Origin of the sequence: Pseudosporangium ferrugineum (assembly GCF_003002065.1) — a bacterium.
GTDB classification, from domain to species: Bacteria; Actinomycetota; Actinomycetes; order Mycobacteriales; family Micromonosporaceae; genus Actinoplanes; species Actinoplanes ferrugineus_A.
The window spans coordinates 1-1,367 of sequence record NZ_PVZG01000083.1; the positions used below are offsets into that span (position 1 = coordinate 1).

Genomic DNA, 1,367 nt, shown 5'->3' on the forward strand with positions numbered 1-1,367 from the left:
CAGGGCGATTGCATAGTCGGCCAGTGGCTCGCTGGCCAGGAGATTTGGAATGTGTTCGGCCTCTGTGGAGGCGTAAGAAGCGGGTGAGGCCGCGTCGGTGATCATGGAGTTGCGACGCTTCACGACTCCGAGGAAGACCTCACCCGCCGATGGCATCATCTCTCATCCCCGCACTGGCCGTAACAGCACCCGTCTCCACTGCCGAGGCGGTACCCGTCACCGAGGGTGAACGTGGCGGGCTGCTGCACGCGCTCGCCGCTGTCCCTGATCCCCGCGACCCACGAGGCGTGCGCTACCCGCTGACCGCGCTGCTGGCGGTGGCGGTCTGTGCTGTCATGGCCGGGGCATCGTCGTTCGCCACGATCACGGATTGGCTGCACGACCTTGACGAACAAGCCCAGGACCAGCTCGGTTTCACCGCAGGTGTACCGGTCGGCAGCACCGTATGGCGGCTACTGACCCGCCTGGACGACACACTGCTGGGCAACGTCCTCGCCGGGTGGTTGCGTGCTCGTACTCCTGCCGAGGCGACCACGCCGAGGCGCTACCGCACGGTGATCGCCATCGATGGCAAGACACTGCGTGGCGCCCGCCTGGGCGACGGCCGGCAGGTGCATCTGCTCTCCGCCCTGGACACCGCCACCGGGATCGTGCTGGCCCAGGTCACCGTGGACACGAAGAGCAACGAGATCACGTCGTTCGCACCGCTGCTCGATGCCGTCGAACGCGTGCTCGGCACCCTCGCAGGGGTGCTGTTCATCGCGGATGCTCTGCATACCCAGACCGGGCACGCCGACGAGGTCGCCGCCCGCCGGGCGCACCTGCTGGTACAGGTCAAGGCCAACCGGCCGACCTTGTTCAAGCAGCTCAAACGGCTGCCCTGGGCGCAGATCCCGGCCGGTGACCGGACCCGCGACCGCGGTCACGGCCGTCGTGAGACCCGGACCGTCAAAGCCGTCACCCTGCACACTCCGGGCGGGATCGCTTTCTCTCATGCCCAGCAGGCCATCCGGATCACTCGTACTCGAATCGTCGCTGGTAAGACCAGCCGCGAGACCGCGTACCTGACGGTGTCACTGCCCGCCGGCCACGCCACCGCCCGCGACCTGCAGACCTGGATCCGCCGACACTGGCACATCGAGAACCGCCTGCATCACGTCCGCGATGTGACTTTCCGTGAAGACCTTCACCAGGCCCGGACCGGCAACGGACCTGCGGTCATCGCGACACTGCGTAACACCGCGATCGGCTGGCATCGCACCAATGGCGCCACCAATATCGCCCGGGCCACACGCCGAGCCAACCGCCAACCACACGACCTGATCGCCGCCGTGACCAGCAGCTACCCGACAACGCAATAGCCCTGG

Annotated in this window: 1 protein-coding gene; it reads left to right on the forward strand. The window is 67.2% G+C overall.

The features are described 5' to 3' along the window. Positions 1 to 149 precede the first annotated feature (149 nt). Entirely contained in the window at positions 150 to 1,361 is a 1,212-nt protein-coding gene (locus CLV70_RS38820) for an ISAs1 family transposase (protein ID WP_106131597.1), read from the forward strand. Positions 1,362 to 1,367 lie beyond the last annotated feature (6 nt).